Below are 19,332 nucleotides of genomic sequence, written 5' to 3'. Positions count from 1 at the left end.
TTAGCTACCAAATATACGTTTCAAAAGACCTTTTTTCTCTTCAGCGACGAAGCGCAATGGCACATCGGCGCCTAATAAGCGCTCTACTGCGTCGGCATATGCTTGGCCAGCATCGCTCTGCTGATCAACAATCACTGGCACACCAGAGTTTGACGCTTTAAGGACTGACTGCGATTCAGGGATCACACCAAGTAGCGGAATCGCTAAGATTTCCTGCACGTCTTCAACGCTCAACATCTCTCCGGTTTTTACACGAGTAGGTGCATAACGCGTTAGTAATAAATACTCTTTTACTGGCTCTAAGCTTTGTTCTGCGCGACGGCTCCGGCTTTGCAACATCCCCAAAATTCGATCCGAATCGCGCACTGAACTGACTTCAGGGTTGGTGGCTACAATCGCTACGTCGGCAAAATACAACGCCATCATGGCGCCAGTTTCAATCCCCGCAGGAGAGTCACATAAAATGTAGTCGAAATCTTTACTAAGATCTTCCAACACTTTGCCGACACCTTCTTTGGTTAAGGCATCTTTATCGCGTGTTTGAGAAGCTGGCAAAACAAACAATTTGTCGCAGCGCTTGTCTTTGATAAGTGCTTGGTTGAGATTAGCTTCGCCATTAATCACATTGACGAAGTCATATACGACTCGACGTTCACATCCCATGATGAGGTCGAGGTTACGTAAACCGATATCAAAATCGATAACAACCGTTTTGTGTCCCTTAAGTGCGAGTCCGGTAGCAATAGCGGCACTGGAGGTGGTTTTTCCAACGCCGCCTTTACCTGAAGTGACCACAATAATTTGTGCCATATATGTCTATCCTTCGTCTCTGCCTTATAGCGGCAGTGCTTCTATTATTAATGATTCACCGTCCAAGCGTACGCATGCGCCTGAACCGTTAGTGTGTTCTTGTATATTGTCAGACAGCCAATAATTGCCAGCAATTGATACTAGCTCAGCAGATAATGTCTTAGCGATAATAACGGCATGGTTATCGCCTTGAGCACCTGCCATTGCTTTGCCTCTTAGGGTGCCATAGATATGGATACTACCATCGGCAATCACCTCAGCTCCATTGCTTACCGCTCCGAAAACAATTAAATCAGCATTGGCGGCGTAGATCTGCTGACCTGAGCGCACATTCTGTTTAACTATTTTGGTAGTTCGCGGTAATACTGCAGTTTTAGCTGGCGCGCTTTGGCGATCTTTTCCCGATTTTATCAGTGGCAGTTTCAATGCGGCTGCCATATCGGCCTTGGCTATGCCTGTCACCCCTACGACAAAAAGGTTACGTTGGCGAAGCGCTTGTTTCAGCGCTTCAAGATCAGGCATATCATCAGCAACCTTGGCAAGGTTTAACACGAGAGGCGCATTAACAAAGAATTGCGGTGCTTGAGCCAGCTTAGCGTCTAACTCTGTTAGTAGGCGATCGAGGTCTTTACTGTTGATGTGAAGTACGGACAATGTGAAAGACGATCCTTTCAGCTCCAACACGGCTTTTTGCATCCTGGCGAAGTGCTCCGTAATTTGAGTTCTGCACTCATTAACATGCGGTTACGATGGTCGAACATGTTATAATGACGGCATTTTACTAGCAAGTTTAAAGCTCAGGAATTGGTGTACTTATGATCTGTGCAGTGTATAAAAGTCTCCGAAAAGCGGATACCTACTTGTTCATCAAGCAAAAAGAGAAATTTGATGATGTGCCAGCGTCTCTGATGGAGGTGTTTGGTACACCAAAATTGGTGATGTTGCTTCCCATAGAAAAACGCGATCATTTAGGCTTTGCCGATATTAATAAAGTCAAAGCAGCTTTGGCTGAGCAAGGTTTTTATCTGCAATTACCGCCACCTCAGATAAACTTGCTTAAGGAACACCAGCAGTCAAACGGCGTGTCATAGAGATGTTTTTTGAGGGGAACAGCATGAGATCGAGATTAATGGGCATTTGGTGTGCTATCGGTGTAACAGTGTCTTTGTTACTGCCTTTGCAAGCTAGTGCCCAAAGTTTCGAGCAATTCTTACCATCGCTGTTGACCCAAGCAAAAAATGAAGGTGTTGACGCCAAGTTAGTCGATGAGCTTGGTGCACAAACAAAGTTATTTCGACGTGCAACGGTGAAGCAGGCCAGTTATGCCTCGTTAGAGCAATATATTCCAGCGATGGTATCAGATGCCAAAGTAAATGCAGCGACTCAGCTTTATCAACAGCATAAAGATACGTTCTTGAAGTTATCTCATCAATATGGGGTTCAACCACGGTTTATTTTGGCGCAATGGGCTATGCTTGGCGCTATTGACCAAACGGGGACTGGAAACGGTGTTTATCCACTGTTATCTGTTGTCGCTTCATCGGCCTATGAAGGGGACGAGTCTGCTGCAAGGGAGTACGTCGACGGAGTAAAGCTGATCGCTGATGGGCGTTATTCTTTTGATACCTTACTTGCCGATAGAGATGGCACTATCGGGCCACTTAAGCTGCGTGCCAGCATGTTGTTGGGTTGCGCGGTTGATGGTGATACCGATGGCACTATTGATATGTGGCACAGTGCTCTGGATATCTATGCCTCTGCTGCAAGTTGTTTACATGCCAATGGCTGGGATGATTCGCAGACGTGGGGACGCCAAGTTAAGGCGCCTGCAGCGTTATTAGCCGATACCGGTTTTGCTATTCAAAAGACTTTTGATGCTTGGCAAAAGGCGGGGGTGACCCGTTACGATGGCGGTGAGCTGCCTAACCGCAGCGATATGCAAGTTTCATTGCTGATGCCTGATGGTGCAAATGGGCGACAATACATGGTGTATCAGAACTATCGAACCTTATATGCGCTGCATGCCGATCACTACCTAGTATTGGCGATGGTGCACCTATCTGAGCGACTTAAAAAGCTCGGTGTTGAATAAAAGATTGATATAGAAGTAAGAAATTGATGAAACCTTTCTGGGAAGTAAAATCCCTGTCAGAAATGACCGCTGAAGAGTGGGAATCGTTATGTGACGGTTGTGGTAAGTGCTGTTTGAATAAGTTAATTGATGATGATACTGATGAACTGTTCTACACCAACGTAGCATGTAAGTTGTTGTCTAAAAAAGATTGCCAATGTTTGCATTACAGTAACCGCTTTCAGTTTGTGCCTCAATGCACTGCAATTACCAAGGATAATATTGCCCAATTGACTTGGCTGCCTGATAGCTGTGCCTATCGCCGTTTACATGCAGGACGAGGCCTTGCTAGCTGGCATCCGTTGATTAGCGGTGACAAAAAGCTAATGCATAAGAAAGGGATCTCGGTAAAAGGCAAAATTGTGAGTGAAGCGAAAGTGCGTGAGGTGGAAGATTACATCGTGGTTTGGCCGCTGCTGGATATTGAATAAGCGCAGGCTTGGGCGAGCTTTCGGACAAGAACTAATGCAGTTGCTCTAAATGCCAAAGCACAATAGTGGCGCTGTTTAAGCCATTCAACACTCTATGACACCTAATTTTAAAGCTAAGGTGGTAACGCTCTCGTGTGCGGGTAGCGCTTGAGCCAAATAGATGTTGTCATAAAGAAGTCCTCTTTATGACAACGTATTTCAGGATGGGATACAAATAAGTAAAAAGCCTGAGACAATCTCAGGCTTTTTATTAACGTTGACGGCTTAGTAGCGGCAGCAGAAACAATAAGAGCACTGCTAAAAAACCAACAAAGATGACAATCATCCATTGCGCCATGGTGACATTAAGAAATGTCCAAGGTACATCAGTACACATGCCTGTTGGCATAAACACGGATGGCAACCATTCATGCAAAGGCATCCATTTCGGAAAGTCAGGCATAAAGGAGCAGGTTGCAAATGGATTGGGGTTGGTTTGCATCTGATCAAGCTCGTACGCCAGCTTAAGTCCCCAACCAGCACTAATTGCCCACACCGCGGCGGCTAAGACTCTGACTAGCCAGACAGTAGGCGCAAGTAAACCGATCACTCCAGCTAATACTAACCCGAGTACCGCAACACGTTGATAAATACACATAATGCAAGGATCTAGCTTCATCACGTACTGAAAGAATAACGCTGCCAGCTCTAACGCCATACCGCTTAGCAACAATATGCCCCAACTGAGTCGAGATTGTGTAAATCCCTTAAACATCGACAACATAATATCTCCATAAAAAAACGCCCATTTACAGCGGGCGTTTTTGTTTGACTTGAACTTATTCTATTAGTTCCAAAAGCTATTAGTGAGCTACAGCTCCTGCTTGACTCAATGCTTCTTTCGCCGAGTGATGCAGAATCACGTGGCTATCATAGAAGTATTGTGTCGCAGATTCTAGGAAACCTGATTGCACAGTAATGATACCGACAATCGTCAGTACAATCGTATATGGCAACGCCATTAATACCATGCGACCGTATGACAGTCTAATTAACGGTGCCAGTGCTGAGGTCAGCAAGAACAGAAACGCAGCTTGGCCGTTAGGGGTAGCGACTGATGGCAGGTTGGTACCGGTGTTGATAGCCACAGCTAGTAAGTCAAATTGGTCACGGGTAATTTGACCGTTAAGCAACGCAGCTTTGACTTCGTTGATGTACACAGTGCCTACAAACACGTTGTCACTTACCATGGACAGAATACCGTTAGCTATATAGAAAATAACTAACTGGGTATTGCCTTCATGGTTAAGTGCCCATTGGATGACTGGGGCAAACAGGTGTTGATCAATGATTACGGCCACAATAGAGAAAAACACGGCTAATAACGCAGTGAATGGCAGTGCTTCTTGGAATGCTTTACCGATAGCGTGTTCATCGGTGATACCATTGATAGAGGTGGTTAAAATGATAACGGTCAAGCCGATCAAACCTACAGACGCCAAGTGCAATGCTAAACCTACAATCAGCCACACTCCCACTAAGGCTTGTACAATCAGCTTGATATTGTCTTTGCTGGTGCGGTTTTTATCTTCATGGTCAGCAAAATCTACCAGAATCTTGTGCACGGCATCTGGTAATTTAGCGCCATAACCAAAGATATGGAATTTTTCAACCAGCATGCAGGTTAAAATACCGCAGATGAACACAGGGACTGTGACGGGCGACATGCGGATAGCAAACTCGCCAAAGTGCCAGTTAGCCTGAGCAGCGATGATCAAGTTTTGTGGTTCACCCACCATGGTGCATACGCCGCCTAATGCGGTACCCACACCAGCGTGCATCAGCAGATTACGCAAGAAGCCGCGGAAATCTTCCAATTCCTGTTCATTCAGTTGGTCGTTGCCATCATCGTTATGGTCATGATCATCAGTAAAGCCTTTGCCTGATGCCACTTTGTGATAAATAGAGTAGAAACCGACCGCGACGGTAATGATTACCGCAATCACGGTTAGTGCATCTAAGAATGCCGACAAGAAGGCTGAAGCTAAGCAGAACATTAATGATACGGTGAGCTTAGAGCGGATCTTGGTAATAATCTTGGTGAATACAAACAGCAGTAGTTGTTTCATGAAGTAGATACCAGCCACCATAAAAATCAGTAGCAGTAACACTTCTAAGTTTGCTTCAATTTCATGCAGTACTTGCGATGGACTGGTCATGCCAATGATGACAGCCTCAATGGCAAGGATACCCCCTGGCTGCAGCGGATAGCATTTTAATGCCATGGCCAACGTAAAGATAAATTCAGCTACCAATAACCATCCAGCGGCAAAGGGATGGATGTTGAAAACAATGGGATTAATTACCAGAAAGCATAAAATTGCTAGCTTGTACCACTTGGGTGAATTCCCAAGAAAGTTGCTTATAAAAGCCTGCCCTAGCGACATCGGCATGTTTTCTTCTCCAAGTTGTTGTATATCGTCAAAAAGCGCATATTTTTGTCATTCAATCAGTCTAGCGCAAAGCTGATATCGCTGTCATGGCTAAGCCGCGTAGCGTAACTAAAAAACGCGACATCTGCTCAAAAATGCGATAAATGAGCTTGAAATTGCATCATTATCGGTGTTTGTGCTTTAGTTCATGCAAAGTTGACTATTGTCACATTAACAAGAGGTTTCCATTTTTTTTGCCTCTGGTATGATCAGTTGCATAAATTAATGGCTGTGTTGGAAAATCAGGCTAATGATCATCAATGCCAAAGGGCCGGCAAGTTTCGCAGAAAAATATATTGTTCGTTCAATTTGGGAAAATAAATTTCCGCCTGGGTCAATTTTACCCGCTGAGCGTGAACTGTCAGAGTTAATCGGCGTAACTCGTACGACGTTGAGAGAAGTGTTACAGCGTTTAGCGCGTGATGGTTGGTTGACTATTCAACATGGTAAACCTACGCGTGTGAACAACTTCTGGGAGACTTCAGGACTTAATATTCTTGAGACAATTGCAGATTTGAACCCAAAAGGTTTTCCGCTGCTGGTGGATCAACTGTTATCGGCGCGCACCAATATCAGCGCGATTTATTTCCGTGGTGCATTACGTAATAGCCCACAGATTGCTGTAGACGTGTTGGCCGGATTGCATGACCTTGAAGATAATGCGGAGTCATATGCAGAGTTTGATTATAAACTGCATCATACATTGGCTTTTTCGTCCGGTAATCCGCTGTATGTGCTGATCCTTAATGGCTTTAAAGGGTTATACGCTAAGGTTGGCCGATACTATTTCGGCAGCTCAGAAGCGCGTCACTTAGCGTTGTCTTTCTACAGAGAGTTAGAAATTCTTGCTCAGCGTGGTGATTACAGTGAAGTGCCTGCGTTGATGCGTACCTACGGCAAAGACAGTGGCATTATGTGGCAAAAGTTACGTGATGATATGCCGCTCGATATGGCGCAAGATAATCAATAGAACACATTAAAAAGACCGCTGAAAAGCGGTCTTTTTCTATTTGAATGCTTTAATGGCCGTTATGCAGAGGCTTTCACCTCAGGACATTGGGCGATAACCTTAACCGTACCATCGTCATTCTGTTGCTCTAATGTTACTTTAAATCCCCACAGGCGATAGAGATGCTTAATCACTTCATTACGACTGTTGGCGAGTGGGATACCTCGGCTAGGGATATATCTCAGCGTTAATGAACGGTCACCATTCACATCAACATCGTAAATTTGAATATTTGGCTCGTTGACCGACAAGTTATATTGAGCGGACAAAATCTGTCGGATTTCTCGGTAGCCTTGTTCATCGTGGATAGCGGAGATACTTAAATGCTCCTTACTCTCGTCATCTAACACCCCAAACAGTTTGAATTTGCGGATCATTGTTGGCGATAGATACTGGCTGATGAAGCTTTCATCCTTAAAGTTCTGCATTGCAAAATGCAAGGTATCCAACCAATTACTGCCTGCAATATCTGGAAACCAGTAACGGTCTTCCTCAGTAGGCTGCTCACATATTCGGCGAATATCGCAAAACATATTGAAGCCCAACGCATATGGGTTGATGCCACTGTAGTAGGGGCTGTTATACGACGGTTGCATGACCACGTTGGTGTGACTTTGCAAAAATTCCATCATAAAGCGGTCGGTGAGTAGTCCTTCGTCATACAGGTGATTAAGAATGGTGTAGTGCCAAAAGGTTGCCCAGCCTTCATTCATCACCTGAGTTTGACGTTGCGGATAAAAGTATTGACCTAACTTGCGTACAATACGAATGATCTCGCGTTGCCACGGCTCTAGTAGTGGCGCATTTTTCTCAAAGAAATACAGAATGTTTTCCTGTGGTTCACTCGGAAAACGTTTTTTTTGCTTCTCGGCTTCTGCGGTGGGTTTGCTTGGAATAGTGCGCCACAAGTCGTTGACTTGCGATTGTAGATATTCTTCGCGTTCTTTTTGACGCGCTTGCTCTTGGGCAAATGAAATTTCGCTTGGACGCTTGTAACGGTCGACACCATAGTTCATCAATGCATGACACGAGTCGATGATCGCTTCTACTTCACGCGAACCATACTTTTGTTCACACTGACGGATGTAGTTTTTGGCAAACACTAAATAATCAATAATGGAGCTGGCATCTGTCCATGTTCTGAATAGGTAGTTGCTTTTGAAGAAACTATTATGCCCATAGCAAGCATGGGCCATTACCAAAGCTTGCATAGTGATAGTGTTTTCTTCCATTAGATAGGCGATACATGGATCGGAATTAATCACAATCTCGTACGCCAACCCCATCTGCCCACGTTTGTAGCCTTGCTCAGTTTCAATAAAACGTTTGCCAAACGACCAGTGCGTATAACCAATAGGCATCCCCACACTGGCATAGGCATCCATCATCTGCTCAGCGGTGATGATCTCAATCTGGTTGGGGTAGTAATCCAGCCGATAATGATCTGCTACGCGCGCTATTTCAGTTTCATATTGCTCGAGCAAATCAAACGTCCATTCAGGGCCATCACTCAGTGGTTGTCGCTTTTTGGATTTCACCATAACACTTCCCCTTAAACAGCCTGTTTCTTGAAAAGCTCTCTAAACACCGGATAGATGTCTTCCACTTGGCGAATATTGCGTACCGCCATGTTGTCAAACTTTTCAGTTAACTGCTCATATTCGCGCCATAGCGTCTGATGAGGTCGATTGGTGATCTCAATGTAAGAGTAATAGCGCACCATCGGCAGGATCTGTTTTTCTAATATCTGATGGCAGAGTGGCGAATCATCCGCCCAGTTGTCGCCATCTGACGCTTGTGCGGCATAGATATTCCATTCGTCCGCAGGGTAGCGGGCTTGCTGAATTTCATGCATCAACTTCAATGCACTCGATACAATGGTGCCGCCGGTCTCCTGCGAGTAGAAAAACTCATGCTCATCAACTTCTTTTGCTTGGGTGTGGTGGCGAATGTAGACCACTTCTAAATTCTTGTAAGTTCGAGTGAGAAACAGATACAGCAAGATATAGAAGCGCTTAGCCATCTCCTTAGTTGCTTGGTCCATTGAGCCAGAGACATCCATGAGGCAAAACATGACCGCTTGGCTGGTGGGGATTTCCCGCTTAGCAAAGTTATTGAAGCGCAAATCAAAAGTATCAATAAACGGCACTTTAGCGATTTTGGCTTTTAGCGCTTCAATCTGTTCTTGTAGCGTTATTATCAGCTCTGCGCTGGCACCTGCGGTACCTTCAAGTGTTTTTAGCTCCTCTTCTAAGGCACGCAATTGGCGTTTTTTATCAGCGCTCATTGCGGTGCGCCGTGCTAATGATGAACGCAGTGAGCGTACAATGTTGATATTGGCTGGGACGCCATCATTGGTAAAGCCGGCGCGGTAGGTTTGGTATTCCACCAACTTGTTAAGACGATTACGTTGCAGATTAGGCAGCTCAAGATCTTCAAATAACAGCTCTAGATATTCATCTTTAGACACTTGAAATACGAAGTCGTCTTCGCCTTCACCACTGTTGGATGCTTCACCTTGGCCTGCGCCACCACTACCTCCTGCTGGTGGACGTTCGATTTGGTCGCCACGGGTAAATTGGTCATTACCTGGATGTACGCGTTCGCGCACGCCACCTTGACCTTGGTGGAATACGGGTTCGCTGATATCCCGAGTAGGAATACCTATCTTTTCGCCCTTATCGATATCCGTGACGCTACGACGAGTGATGGCATCACTCACCGCTTTTTTGATCTGTTGTTTATAGCGGTTAATAAACCGCTGGCGGTTGACCGTACTTTTGCCTTTGGCATTCAACCGTCTGTCGATGAAGTTCGCCATACGCACCTCCCAAAGCAAACAGCGGGTTCGGCACTGTGCTGAACCCGATTAGGGACTACGAGGACTTTCTGACTCGCAGATACCATTCAGATAGTAGGCGGACCTGTTTTTGGGTGTAGCCCTTTTCCATCATACGGTTGACGAAGTCATCATGTTTTCGCTGATCTTCAGTCGATGTTTTGGTGTTAAATGAAATGACTGGCAGCAAATCTTCAGTGTTAGAGAACATTTTCTTCTCAATCACTGTGCGCAGCTTTTCATAGCTAGTCCAGTTAGGGTTGTTACCGTCATTATTGGCGCGAGCACGTAAGACAAAGTTAACGATTTCATTGCGGAAATCTTTGGGATTACTTATCCCAGCTGGTTTTTCAATTTTCTCCAACTCTGCGTTAAGTGCCGCGCGGTCAAACAATTGGCCTGTTTCTGGATCTCGATACTCTTGATCTTGGATCCAGAAGTCGGCATAGGTTACGTAACGGTCAAAGATATTTTGACCATATTCGGAATAGCTTTCCAGATAGGCTGTTTGGATCTCTTTACCGATGAACTCGATATATTTAGGGATCAAGTAGCCTTTTAGGTGCTCTAGGTAACGGTCGGCGATGTCGTTTGGGAACTGCTCTTGCTCAATTTGCTTTTCCAGTACGTAGAATAAATGCACTGGGTTAGCTGCGATTTCAGTTCTATCAAAGTTGAACACTCGCGACAAAATTTTGAAGGCGAAACGGGTGGACAGGCCAACCATGCCCTCATCTACGCCAGCGTAATCTTTGTACTCTTGGAAAGATTTCGCTTTAGGATCAGTATCCTTCAGACTTTCGCCATCATAGACACGCATTTTAGAGTAAATGGATGAGTTATCTGGATTCTTTATCCGTGACAGGACACTGAATTGCGCAAGCGTTTCGATGGTTCCTGGCGCACATGGAGCCGCCGCTAACTCAGAGTTGCTGATGAGTTTTTCGTAGATTTTTACTTCTTCCGACACACGTAAACAATAAGGCACTTTAACGATGTAAACCCTATCAAGAAACGCCTCGTTGTTTTTGTTGTTCCTAAAGGTACTCCATTCGGACTCGTTTGAGTGGGCCAAAATTATGCCGGAGTAGGGCAGCGCAGATAATCCCTCGGTACCGTTATAGTTACCTTCTTGGGTGGCTGTAAGTAGTGGATGTAGCACTTTGATCGGCGCCTTAAACATCTCCACAAACTCCATTAAGCCTTGGTTTGCCAGACACAGTGCCCCAGAGTATGAATAAGCGTCTGCATCGTTTTGCGCATAATGTTCAAGTTTGCGGATATCTACCTTGCCGACGAGGGCAGAGATATCTTGGTTATTCTCATCACCAGGTTCAGTTTTGGCTACCGCAATTTGGTCTAACACCGATGGAAAGACTTTGACCACTTTGAACTGGGAAATATCACCGCCGAATTCATGTAAACGTTTAATCGCCCATGGCGACATGATGGTTTTTAAGTAGCGCAGTGGAACGTCATATTCTTTTTCTAACAGCTTGCCATCTTCTTCTGGATCAAATAGGCAGAATGGATGATCGTTTACTGGGCTACGTTCACCGTTAGCCGATAGCACGTAAATGGGAACATGTTGCATCAATGCTTTGAGTTTTTCGGCCAAAGAGGATTTACCACCGCCAACGGGTCCCAACAAGTAGAGTATCTGTTTAGACTCTTCTAAGCCTTGAGCCGAGTGTTTGAGGTAAGAGACAATCTGCTCAATGGCTTCTTCCATGCCATAAAAGTCTTTGAATGCAGGATAGCGTGCAATAACGCGGTTAGAAAAAATACGGCTGAGCACCGGACTTTTGGAGGTGTCAATAACTTCTGGCTCTCCAATAGCGATAAGCAGTCTTTCGGCTGCGGATGCGTAAGCGGTGCGATCTTTTTTGCATATGTCGAGAAACTCTTGAAGTGAATATTCTTCTTGTAGTTTCTTCTCATAGCGTTGCTGGTAATGTTCGAATATACCCATCTTAAACCCCCTAAAACGCCAAGCTTATCTTTGGAAGGAAACTCGTTTTTGTGTTTACCTCTGTTTAATCTTAGACACTTTTTTGTGGTGTTTGTCAAAAAAATGGAGAAAAAACAATAAGAAATAGTTGCATTAGCAACTGTTGCGAATGAAATGATCGGCGAATTGATGGCAGGGGAAATGAGCAGTAGCGGTAAAGAAAAAGGAGCCCAAATGGGCTCCTCAGCAAGTATGAACTATTGCATTAAGCAAAACTTTTGTTCACAAAGTCCCAGTTAACCAGTTCCCAGAAGTGAGACAGGTAGTTAGGACGTGCATTACGATAATCGATGTAATAAGCGTGTTCCCATACATCAACGGTCAGCAGTGGAGTCACACCTTCAGTCAGCGGACAACCAGCATTTGAGGTGTTGTGGATAGCAACAGAACCGTCAGCTTTCTTAACTAACCATGTCCAGCCTGAACCGAAGTTGCCAATAGCACTTTTAGTAAATTCTTCTTTGAATGCTTCAAAAGAACCGAACGCTGTGTTGATTGCATCAGCGATAGCACCAGTTGCTGCACCGCCGCCATTAGGGCTTAAGCAGTTCCAGTAGAAGGTGTGGTTCCAAACTTGAGCAGCGTTATTAAATACGCCGCCAGTTGAAGACTTGATGATTTCTTCAAGAGACTTACCAGCAAGATCAGAACCTTCAACCAGTTTGTTCAAGTTCACCACATAAGTGTTGTGATGCTTGCCATAGTGGTACTCGATGGTTTCTTTAGAAATGTGTGGTTCCAGTGCGTCGTTTGCATAAGGTAATGCGGGTAATTCGAAAGCCATAGTAATCTCTCCATTGACTTGGTTAATCATTCTTGACGTTGCTCACTGCGATACATTGTACTGATTTTTTTGTGATATGCATCATTGTTTGTCGTCCATCGCTGTTACGCAACATTCGAAAATAGCGATTGAGTTGATGCTCTTATACTATTAAAACCACATATAAAAGCCATACAAAATGTAGGTTTTTGTTCCGCTGCGCAGTATCGTACAATGGTATATGTCTTGTGCTAAGTGCTCAACATTCAGGAATCAATATGGAAACCGTAGAAAAAATCAAACAACAAATCACAGAAAACCCAATCATCGTTTACATGAAAGGGTCGCCTAAATTGCCAAGCTGTGGTTTTTCTTCGCAAGTCGCTCAAATCATGATCAACATGGGTGAACAGTTTGCCTATGTGGATATTCTGCAGCACCCAGACATCCGTGCTGAACTGCCTAAATATGCAAATTGGCCGACTTTCCCACAATTATGGGTTGAGGGAGAACTGATCGGTGGATGTGACATCGTCGCTGAAATGTATCAGAAAGGTGAGCTACAGACGTTAATTAAAGAAACTGCTGAAAAGTATAAAAAAGAAGCAGAGTAATTTAATACTCCATGAATATTAAGGGCCTCAGGGCCCTTTTTTTATTTGTTTTGTTTTTGTAGTTGTACCTTAAAAAAGTAACATTTCTCATTTGGTAACGATCTACGCATAGGTAAAGGTTAAAAAACGAGTGTTAATAATTTGTCAAGCAAAGAATTATTAAACTTAAAGCGTTTCTTAATGGGTAATTATAAAATCTATTATATTCATGACGTTAAGTGTGTTGCTCATATTTTAAGCTGATATGCTGTTAAAAGATCAATATGTTCTTTACATTAATTTACAAAGAAACTTGTGTTAATTAAATGTGCGGTATTAAACGCGATGCAACTTCTGAAACTTTGGGATATTTGCTTTTTTAGTTCGATATTTAATCTTTTTCATGGTTTTTATTGGGGGTAAATGTTTTATTAAACATTTTCACTAAACAAAATAAACAATAATTAAACACTTTATTCGCTATGTAAAAAAAATGAGAGCATTGACGATTCTTGCCTGTCACGACAGTATCTACCCCCAGCACAAAAAGTGCTTTGAATAAATATTAGATTTGGTCAGCTTACTGCCTAGAGACTAATAGCCAAAAATGAAGAAGTAAGGGAGTTTTGGATGCTTAAATTCAACAAGCTGTCGTCGGCCGTTAAATGGTCGTTGGTAGCTGCTGCAACAGGCAGCAGCTTTGCATCAGTATCAGCTATTGCAGCTGACAACGGTGCAGACAAAGTAGAACGTATCGAAGTTACAGGTAGCCGTATTCAACGTCAGGATATGGAAACAGCTTCTCCAGTAACCTCTATCAGCGCTGAAGCGATTACTGCGCAAGGTTACACCTCTGTAGACCAACTGCTGCAAGACCAAACCTCAATGGCTGGTGCGGCTCTGGGGGCTACTTCTAATAATGGTTCAGGCGGTACTGCACAAGTTGACCTACGCGGTATGGGCGCACAGCGTACTCTAGTATTGTTGAACGGTCGCCGTATGGTGAGTTCAGGAACTGGTGCTGATAGTGCAGTCGACTTGACTACTATCCCTGTTGCCATGATCCAACGTGTAGAAATTCTGAAAGACGGTGCTTCTGCAGTTTATGGTTCTGACGCAATCGCTGGTGTAGTTAACATCATCACCAAGAAAGATTTTGAAGGCTTCCAACTGGATGCTAAATCTTCAACTACCGATAAAGGTGATGGTCAAACTTACGAACTGAGTGGACTGTATGGTTTCAACACAGATAACGGTGGTAACTACACCATCGGAGCAGCATTCTCTAAGCGTAACGGCGTAATCCAAGGCGATCGTGACTGGGTGACTCCAGGTGCGAGCTCATTCATCCCTGAAGGGACTTTGGGTGGTATGCGTGCAGCTGCTGATGGTACTTGGTATGATCGAGACTACGGTTACGACTACACCCAAGACAGCTACTTCCAAACACCATCGAAGCGCTACAGCTTGTTTGCTAACATGACCCAAGAGTTGGGTGATGACATGGTGTTGTCTGGTGAGTTGTTGTACACCAAGCGTAAATCTAACCAACAGATGGCGGCGCAGCCTGCTGACTTAGATTTGGCTGTTTGTACTGCAGATGTCACTAGCAACTGTATCACTTTAGATTCAGGAATGACCGCTGCGGGCATTACTGCGGAAGATGGCGTAGTTAACTATCGTCGTCGTACCAACGAAGTTGGTCCGCGTATCTATTCTCAAGATACTGATACCTACCGTGCTTCTGTTGACCTGCAAGGTTATACAGATATCGGTAATGGTATGACTTGGGACGTTTCCTACACTTACGGTAAAAACGAAGCAACCAGTGGTACCGCTAACTCTATCAATGCTTCTTGGATGTCAAACGCCATTTACGCAAACCAAGATGCATGGTTCTACGGCGGTGCAATCCCTGCGGATGACATCAATGCTATCAGCTACATGGAAACCAACAAAGGTAGTAACGAACAGCATGACGTTCAAGCTAACCTGAGCGGCGATCTGTTCCAAGTAAGCGCTGGTGCAGTAAGCTTCGCAGTCGGTGCAGAATACCGTTATGAGAAAGGTTCTTACGATCCAGATCCAATCATCGTAGCTGGTGAAAGTACAGCAGCGCAACAAGACCCAACTTCTGGTCACTACGATGTAATCTCTTTCTATCAAGAAGTTAGCGTACCGTTCACTGAAAAGCTGACTGGTGACTTTGCATTCCGTTACGACGAGTACGACACGTTCGGTAAAGCGACTACTTGGAAAGTGGGGCTGACTTACCGTGTCACTGATGACCTGATGTTGCGTGGTGTGACTGCAACTGGTTTCCGTGCACCTAACGTAAGTGAACTGTTTGGTGGTAACTCAGGTTCTTACGATTACCTGACAGATCCATGGGGTAACGAGCAAGACGCACAGATCCTGACTAACTACTCTTCAGACCCAGATCTGAAACCAGAAGAGTCAGAATCATTTACTGCTGGTTTGGTTTACTCTCCAAGCTTCTTGGATGGTTTCTCTGCAACTGTCGATTACTGGAAATTTAACATCACTGACGCGATCACTCGTGTCGATGTTCAAGATAACCTGAATGCATGTTTCGGTGGCGACTCAGCGGCGTGTTCAGTTATCAACGTTACTGCTGATGGTAACCTGACTAACCTGACCGCGGCACTGACTAACGTTGGTACTGTGAAAACTAGTGGTGTTGATATCAACGTTAACTACAAGTTTGAAGCTTTGGGTCTGGACTGGGCCATCAACAACGACGCTACTTACCTGATCGGTTATGAGCAAGACGGTGTTGACTACGAAGGTACTGTAGACGGTAACTTTGGTGGTTATGCTAAATGGCGTAACAACTTAAGCATCACAGTTTCACAAGATGACTGGAGCGTAATGTACTACAACCGTTATATCGACTCTATGGATGACGAATATAACGACGAAGGTGTTGATTACGTAGATACTGCAGATAGCGTGTTCTATCACAACATCGTGGGTACTTACCACTTTACTGATAACCTGAGCTTGTCTGCCGGTGTTAAAAACTTCACCGACGAGAAGCCATCATGGGTATCTAACGGCAGCGACGGCGGTACTTCTCCAGAAGTTTACGACGTAGTTGGTCGCCAAATTTACGGTAACGTAACTTACAAGTTCTAATTTAGGTTAGTGCTTAGTGAAAATCCCCAGCTTGCTGGGGATTTTTTTATCTGCGGTATTCAATCTGGTCAATATGTGCATCATTGTAGGCAGAGCATAAATACTTACTCTGCGTTTCTTGGCTTTGCTCATCATCGCTCACCGTTCATAAAATCCGCAGAGAACGCCGTTCCGCTTGTATCTCTGAATAACAGCGTTAATGCACTCTAAAAAAAGGTAGACGCTGTTGCGGACGATTATGCTTACAGGTGTTATGGGGTTGCCGTTGGGGGGCGACTTAAACGAATGTATGTTGAGGAATGAAGAGTGAATCGGGAAAGATTAAATTAAGCCACCCGGCAGGGCAGGTGGCTGATACTTTATCGACTAGGTTTAACCTAAGCCATGCTCAGCAGAGCTCATCTGGATCAATTCGATTTTGTAGCCGTCAGGATCTTCCACAAACGCGATTTCAGTGGTGCCACCTGCAACTGGGCCTGGAGCACGCACTACCTTGCCGCCTGCGGCAGCAATAGCTTCACAGCGTGCATAAATGTCTGCTTCGCCGATGGCGATATGTCCAAAGGCATTACCCATATCATATTGCTCTGTGCCCCAGTTATAGGTCAGTTCAATAACGGCCACGCCTGATTTTTCATCACCATAGCCAACAAACGCTAAGCTATATTTATATTGTGGGTTTTCTGATTGGCGCAGTAATTTCATGCCCATGACTTGAGTATAGAATTCGATGCTACGCTCTAAGTTACCCACGCGGATCATAGTATGTAGTACTTGAGACATTACGACAGTTACTCCTTAGTTTTGTCGTGTCAGACAAACAACGGCTGACATCATTTTATGGCGATAAATTAATCATGTTCCCTAGCGCATTTTTATTTAAAAAGCATGCTTCTTAGGTCACATTATTGCAAATATTTCGTTGAATTAAATAGGGGGTGATGAATAATGGATTCAAACCTAGCCTAGCTAAAAAGCGGAGACAAGTATGGCATCGGAATTAAAATGGTCGTTGGGTACCGTAGCGGCGATTGCAGTGATTTTTGCGATTATGATTGCACAAATTTTCTAACATCACGTTATCGCTAAAACAATAAAGCCGCTCAAGAGCGGCTTTATTATTGCTACTCATCCGGGTAAATTTTGTCTTTAAATTCACATAGATCCTCAATAATACAACTACCACATCGCGGCTTTCGAGCGATACAGGTATAGCGGCCATGCAGGATCAGCCAATGGTGTACGTCGACTTTAAATTCGGTGGGAACCACCTTTAACAGCTTGTTTTCCACTTCCACTACGTCTTTGCCAACAGCAAATTTAGTACGATTAGCTACGCGGAAAATGTGGGTATCTACTGCAATCGTCGGCCAGCCAAATGCGGTATTCAGCACCACGTTAGCGGTCTTACGGCCTACACCAGGTAACGACTCCAACGCTTCGCGGTTCTCTGGCACTTCGCCATCATACTTATCGAGCAATATTTGTGATAGAGCGACCACGTTAACCGCTTTGTTGTTATACAAGCCGATAGTCTTGATGTATTGCTTGAGTCCGTCTACACCCAGCGCCACAATCGCTGACGGTGTATTAGCAACAGGAAACAGCTTATCTGTCGCTTTATTCACACTTACATCGGTTGCTTGGGCTGACAAGGTAACAGCCACTAACAGCTCGAACGGATTGCTATAGTTCAGTTCGGTCTTTGGATGCGGATTTTCCGCTCTCAGGCGTTCTAATATCTGACGACGTTTATCTTTATTCACAAGAGATCCAATTAATTCACTTTGGTAACGCGAGCACGCTCCACCGGCGCTGTTATCGTTTTAGGTTGTTTCTCTGCCAGCTTTTTATCAATGACGTTTTTTAGCGCGATAAGCAGCCCCATACCGAGGAATGCGCCCGGCGGTAACATCGCTAATAAGAAAGAGGTATCGGTATGCCATAAATCGATGCGCAAGCCCGCTGCCCAAGGTCCTAATAATTGATCTGCACCATCAAACAGCGTTCCTTGGCCGAGAATTTCACGAATTGCGCCGAGGACGATTAATACTAAGGTAAAGCCTACGCCCATCATCAGGCCGTCAAAAGCTGCCTTAGCCACGCTATTACGCGAAGCAAAGGCTTCTGCGCGGCCGATGATGACACAGTTGGTCACAATCAAGGGTAAGAAAATACCCAGCGACAAATACAGTCCGTAGGCGTAAGCGTTAATCAGTAACTGCACGACTGTCACTAGGGCGGCGATGATCATCACAAATACGGCAATGCGGATCTCTTTGGGGACAAATTCACGGATCAATGATACCAGCACGTTGGAGCCAATCAACACCACCATAGTGGCTAAACCTAGGCCTAAAGCATTGGTGACTGTGGCGGTTACTGCCAGTAGGGGGCACAGTCCAAGGAGTTGCACTAAGCCTGGGTTGTTTTTCCATAGTCCTTGAAAGGCTATCTCGCTATATTGGCTCATTGTTTTCCCTCCTCACATGGGGTGGAACTCGCATAAATTTGCTGTTTGTTGGCCACAAAGTAACTTAGCGTATTGCGCAGTGCTTTGGTGTAGGCGCGAGGGGTGATTGTTGCACCGGTAAATTGGTCAATGGCGCCACCATCTTTTTTGACAAACCATGCTTTAAGATTGTTCAGATCAAATAACTTACCAGCAAAACCATCAACCCAAGACGATTTACGTAAGTCGACTTTATCGCCAAGACCGGGCGTTTCTTGCTGCTCAAGCGTACGAACACCTAACACAACGCCTTCATTGTTAACGGCAACGATAATATGAATATTGCCGTTATAGCCATCCGGTGCAAAGGTTTCCAGTGCAGCAGCTTGAGGTTCACCTAACTTGGTGGCGACGTACACCGGCATCGCATTGCTAGTGCCTAATGCGTCAGGTGCGGTGATCAAACGGCATGAAGCGGCAAGATCATTGTCATGAATTGAATCAGGAATAATCTGATGCAGTGTGCCTAACAGCTGCTGCCGTTGCTGATAACTAATTTGAGGGGCGGTAAACAAGTTTACGCCAGCTACAAGCGCTGAACACACCAAGGCGAACCCCCCCAGCAATAAGCCATTTTTTAACATGCTATTTTTCACTATTGCC

At 44.8% G+C, this 19,332-nt stretch carries 18 protein-coding genes; 6 read left to right on the top strand and 12 right to left on the bottom strand.

Features of this window, described 5'->3' with window-relative positions; genetic code table 11:
- Together minD and minC are read right to left on the bottom strand one after the other, a co-directional pair.
- Window positions 1-810, bottom strand: a complete 810-nt coding sequence (minD, locus tag ACN0TT_RS13420) for a septum site-determining protein MinD (protein ID WP_417762651.1) — start codon at window positions 808-810, stop codon at window positions 1-3.
- 24 nt (window positions 811-834) lie between these two features.
- Window positions 835-1,506, bottom strand: coding sequence for a septum site-determining protein MinC (minC, locus tag ACN0TT_RS13415; protein ID WP_417762650.1), 672 nt, complete (start codon window positions 1,504-1,506; stop codon window positions 835-837).
- A gap of 119 nt (window positions 1,507-1,625) precedes the next feature.
- On the opposite strand from minC, the gene ACN0TT_RS13410 reads away from it, so the two are divergent.
- Genes ACN0TT_RS13410 through ACN0TT_RS13400 form a run of 3 tightly spaced genes read left to right on the top strand, consistent with a single transcriptional unit; the run spans window position 1,626 to window position 3,372 of the window.
- Window positions 1,626-1,901 carry a YcgL domain-containing protein gene (locus ACN0TT_RS13410; RefSeq protein ID WP_417762649.1) on the top strand — a complete coding sequence of 92 codons (276 nt, stop codon included), beginning with the start codon at window positions 1,626-1,628 and terminating at the stop codon, window positions 1,899-1,901.
- Window positions 1,902-1,924: 23 nt separating this feature from the next.
- The gene (locus ACN0TT_RS13405; protein WP_417762648.1) at window positions 1,925-2,902 is read left to right on the top strand and encodes a lytic murein transglycosylase; all 978 of its coding nucleotides are present in this window, start codon (window positions 1,925-1,927) and stop codon (window positions 2,900-2,902) included.
- A gap of 26 nt (window positions 2,903-2,928) precedes the next feature.
- Window positions 2,929-3,372, top strand: a complete 444-nt coding sequence (locus tag ACN0TT_RS13400) for a YcgN family cysteine cluster protein (protein ID WP_417762647.1) — start codon at window positions 2,929-2,931, stop codon at window positions 3,370-3,372.
- Between the two features lie 250 nt (window positions 3,373-3,622).
- Here the strand turns inward: ACN0TT_RS13400 and dsbB are convergent, their stop codons facing one another.
- Both dsbB and nhaB read right to left on the bottom strand, forming a co-directional pair.
- Window positions 3,623-4,126 (bottom strand): disulfide bond formation protein DsbB, encoded by a 504-nt coding sequence (gene dsbB, locus ACN0TT_RS13395; protein ID WP_417762667.1) that lies wholly within the window; start codon window positions 4,124-4,126, stop codon window positions 3,623-3,625.
- Window positions 4,127-4,214: 88 nt separating this feature from the next.
- The gene (nhaB, locus tag ACN0TT_RS13390; protein ID WP_417762646.1) at window positions 4,215-5,804 is read right to left on the bottom strand and encodes a sodium/proton antiporter NhaB; all 1,590 of its coding nucleotides are present in this window, start codon (window positions 5,802-5,804) and stop codon (window positions 4,215-4,217) included.
- Between the two features lie 289 nt (window positions 5,805-6,093).
- On the opposite strand from nhaB, the gene fadR reads away from it, so the two are divergent.
- Window positions 6,094-6,813 carry a fatty acid metabolism transcriptional regulator FadR gene (fadR, locus tag ACN0TT_RS13385; protein WP_417762645.1) on the top strand — a complete coding sequence of 240 codons (720 nt, stop codon included), beginning with the start codon at window positions 6,094-6,096 and terminating at the stop codon, window positions 6,811-6,813.
- 59 nt (window positions 6,814-6,872) lie between these two features.
- Here the strand turns inward: fadR and ACN0TT_RS13380 are convergent, their stop codons facing one another.
- The 4 genes from ACN0TT_RS13380 to sodB all read right to left on the bottom strand — a co-directional run bounded on the left by ACN0TT_RS13380 (window position 6,873) and on the right by sodB (window position 12,486).
- Window positions 6,873-8,393, bottom strand: a complete 1,521-nt coding sequence (locus tag ACN0TT_RS13380) for a SpoVR family protein (RefSeq protein WP_417762644.1) — start codon at window positions 8,391-8,393, stop codon at window positions 6,873-6,875.
- 11 nt (window positions 8,394-8,404) lie between these two features.
- Entirely contained in the window at window positions 8,405-9,673 is a 1,269-nt protein-coding gene (locus ACN0TT_RS13375) for a YeaH/YhbH family protein (RefSeq protein ID WP_417762643.1), read from the bottom strand.
- A gap of 55 nt (window positions 9,674-9,728) precedes the next feature.
- Window positions 9,729-11,663, bottom strand: a complete 1,935-nt coding sequence (locus ACN0TT_RS13370) for a PrkA family serine protein kinase (RefSeq protein WP_417762642.1) — start codon at window positions 11,661-11,663, stop codon at window positions 9,729-9,731.
- A 244-nt stretch (window positions 11,664-11,907) separates the two neighbouring features.
- Window positions 11,908-12,486 (bottom strand): superoxide dismutase [Fe], encoded by a 579-nt coding sequence (sodB, locus tag ACN0TT_RS13365; protein ID WP_417762641.1) that lies wholly within the window; start codon window positions 12,484-12,486, stop codon window positions 11,908-11,910.
- A 257-nt stretch (window positions 12,487-12,743) separates the two neighbouring features.
- Here sodB and ACN0TT_RS13360 point away from each other — a divergent pair, with 257 nt between their 5' ends.
- Window positions 12,744-13,079: a Grx4 family monothiol glutaredoxin gene (locus ACN0TT_RS13360; protein WP_417762640.1), complete on the top strand. Its 336-nt coding sequence runs from the start codon at window positions 12,744-12,746 to the stop codon at window positions 13,077-13,079.
- 609 nt (window positions 13,080-13,688) lie between these two features.
- Window positions 13,689-16,217: a TonB-dependent receptor plug domain-containing protein gene (locus ACN0TT_RS13355; protein ID WP_417762639.1), complete on the top strand. Its 2,529-nt coding sequence runs from the start codon at window positions 13,689-13,691 to the stop codon at window positions 16,215-16,217.
- A gap of 372 nt (window positions 16,218-16,589) precedes the next feature.
- On the opposite strand, the gene gloA is transcribed toward ACN0TT_RS13355, so the two are convergent.
- The 4 genes from gloA to rsxG all read right to left on the bottom strand — a co-directional run bounded on the left by gloA (window position 16,590) and on the right by rsxG (window position 19,325).
- Entirely contained in the window at window positions 16,590-17,000 is a 411-nt protein-coding gene (gloA, locus tag ACN0TT_RS13350) for a lactoylglutathione lyase (protein ID WP_417762638.1), read from the bottom strand.
- Window positions 17,001-17,341: 341 nt separating this feature from the next.
- On the bottom strand, window positions 17,342-17,983 hold the full coding sequence (gene nth / locus ACN0TT_RS13345) for an endonuclease III (RefSeq protein ID WP_417762637.1): 642 nt from the start codon (window positions 17,981-17,983) through the stop codon (window positions 17,342-17,344).
- Window positions 17,984-17,994: 11 nt separating this feature from the next.
- Window positions 17,995-18,690: an electron transport complex subunit E gene (locus tag ACN0TT_RS13340; protein WP_417762636.1), complete on the bottom strand. Its 696-nt coding sequence runs from the start codon at window positions 18,688-18,690 to the stop codon at window positions 17,995-17,997.
- Window positions 18,687-19,325: an electron transport complex subunit RsxG gene (gene rsxG, locus ACN0TT_RS13335; protein ID WP_417762635.1), complete on the bottom strand. Its 639-nt coding sequence runs from the start codon at window positions 19,323-19,325 to the stop codon at window positions 18,687-18,689. The genes ACN0TT_RS13340 and rsxG overlap by 4 nt, the downstream gene beginning before the upstream one ends.
- Window positions 19,326-19,332 lie beyond the last annotated feature (7 nt).

Origin of the sequence: Shewanella sp. (genome assembly GCF_048265805.1) — a bacterium.
In the GTDB taxonomy this organism is placed as follows: Bacteria; Pseudomonadota; Gammaproteobacteria; order Enterobacterales; family Shewanellaceae; genus Shewanella.
This window is presented reverse-complemented; position numbering and strand designations above follow the sequence as displayed.

Coding starts and splice junctions, on each gene's coding strand:
- minD (WP_417762651.1), bottom strand. CDS start 810: ATGGCACAAATTATTGTGGTCACTTCAGGTAAAGGCGGCGTTGGAAAA.
- minC (WP_417762650.1), bottom strand. CDS start 1,506: ATGCAAAAAGCCGTGTTGGAGCTGAAAGGATCGTCTTTCACATTGTCC.
- ACN0TT_RS13410 (WP_417762649.1), top strand. CDS start 1,626: ATGATCTGTGCAGTGTATAAAAGTCTCCGAAAAGCGGATACCTACTTG.
- ACN0TT_RS13405 (WP_417762648.1), top strand. CDS start 1,925: ATGAGATCGAGATTAATGGGCATTTGGTGTGCTATCGGTGTAACAGTG.
- ACN0TT_RS13400 (WP_417762647.1), top strand. CDS start 2,929: ATGAAACCTTTCTGGGAAGTAAAATCCCTGTCAGAAATGACCGCTGAA.
- dsbB (WP_417762667.1), bottom strand. CDS start 4,126: ATGTTTAAGGGATTTACACAATCTCGACTCAGTTGGGGCATATTGTTG.
- nhaB (WP_417762646.1), bottom strand. CDS start 5,804: ATGCCGATGTCGCTAGGGCAGGCTTTTATAAGCAACTTTCTTGGGAAT.
- fadR (WP_417762645.1), top strand. CDS start 6,094: ATGATCATCAATGCCAAAGGGCCGGCAAGTTTCGCAGAAAAATATATT.
- ACN0TT_RS13380 (WP_417762644.1), bottom strand. CDS start 8,393: ATGGTGAAATCCAAAAAGCGACAACCACTGAGTGATGGCCCTGAATGG.
- ACN0TT_RS13375 (WP_417762643.1), bottom strand. CDS start 9,673: ATGGCGAACTTCATCGACAGACGGTTGAATGCCAAAGGCAAAAGTACG.
- ACN0TT_RS13370 (WP_417762642.1), bottom strand. CDS start 11,663: ATGGGTATATTCGAACATTACCAGCAACGCTATGAGAAGAAACTACAA.
- sodB (WP_417762641.1), bottom strand. CDS start 12,486: ATGGCTTTCGAATTACCCGCATTACCTTATGCAAACGACGCACTGGAA.
- ACN0TT_RS13360 (WP_417762640.1), top strand. CDS start 12,744: ATGGAAACCGTAGAAAAAATCAAACAACAAATCACAGAAAACCCAATC.
- ACN0TT_RS13355 (WP_417762639.1), top strand. CDS start 13,689: ATGCTTAAATTCAACAAGCTGTCGTCGGCCGTTAAATGGTCGTTGGTA.
- gloA (WP_417762638.1), bottom strand. CDS start 17,000: ATGTCTCAAGTACTACATACTATGATCCGCGTGGGTAACTTAGAGCGT.
- ACN0TT_RS13340 (WP_417762636.1), bottom strand. CDS start 18,690: ATGAGCCAATATAGCGAGATAGCCTTTCAAGGACTATGGAAAAACAAC.